Source organism: Photobacterium minamisatsumaniensis, assembly GCF_050336695.1.
Lineage (GTDB): Bacteria > Pseudomonadota > Gammaproteobacteria > Enterobacterales > Vibrionaceae > Photobacterium > Photobacterium minamisatsumaniensis.
This window is the reverse complement of sequence record NZ_JAKJSI010000113.1, coordinates 1-1,030: the sequence shown is the minus strand read 5'-3', so window position 1 is coordinate 1,030 and position 1,030 is coordinate 1. Positions and strand designations below refer to the sequence as shown.

Genomic DNA, 1,030 nt, shown 5'->3' with positions numbered 1-1,030 from the left:
CAAGTTATAGCGATGCTGACAGTGATGATCTGACGTTCAGCATTGAAAATCAGCCAGTGTGGGCAAGTTTCAGCAGTGCGAGTGGCGTGTTGTCAGGCCTGCCGACCAATGATGATGTCGGTACCAGCGCAAACATTGTCATTAGTGTTTCGGATGGTATCGAGACCGCAAGCCTTGCAGCATTCAGCCTCGAAGTGGTGAATGTCAATGATGCGCCGGTGATATCGGGCTCTCCAGCTACAACCGTTAACCAAGATGCGGCGTATAGCTTCAGCCCAAGTGCCAGCGATGTCGATAATGATGACTTGGCGTTCAGCATTGAAAACCAGCCTTCGTGGACGAATTTTAGCCCCGCGACTGGGGTGTTATCGGGCCTGCCGACCAATGGTGATGTCGGTACCAGCTCAAACATTGTCATCAGCGTCTCGGATGGAATAGAGACCGCCAGCCTTGCGGCCTTCAATCTCGAAGTGGTGAACGTCAATGATGCGCCGGTGATATCGGGTTCTCCAGCTACAACTGTTAACCAAGATGCGGCGTATAGCTTCAGCCCAAGTGCCAGCGATGTCGATAATGATGACTTGGCGTTCAGCATTGAAAACCAGCCTTCGTGGACGAATTTTAGCCCCGCGACCGGGGTATTATCGGGCCTGCCGAACAATGATGATGTCGGTACCAGCTCGAACATTGTCATTAGCGTCTCGGATGGTACTGAGACCGCCAGTCTTGCTGCATTCAACCTTGAGGTGGTCAACGTCAATGACGCGCCGACGATTTCAGGTACGCCTGCGACTAGCGTCAACCAAGATGCGGTATACAGCTTCACCCCGATAGGCAGTGATGCCGACAGTGATGATTTGGCCTTTAGCATCGAGAACCAGCCGAGCTGGACGAATTTCAACCCCGGGACCGGAGTATTATCGGGCCTGCCAACCAACGATGATGTCGGCACTACGTCGAATATCGTGATCAAAGTGAGCGACGGTACCGAGACGGTGAGTTTGGCAGCGTTCAATCTGGAAGTGGTGAA

1 protein-coding gene is annotated in these 1,030 nt (G+C 52.8%); it reads left to right on the top strand.

The annotated features are described in order from the left end of the window. Positions 1 to 1,030: putative Ig domain-containing protein (locus tag L4D78_RS28280; protein WP_428469997.1), on the top strand; the 1,030-nt coding region annotated here is incomplete at both ends.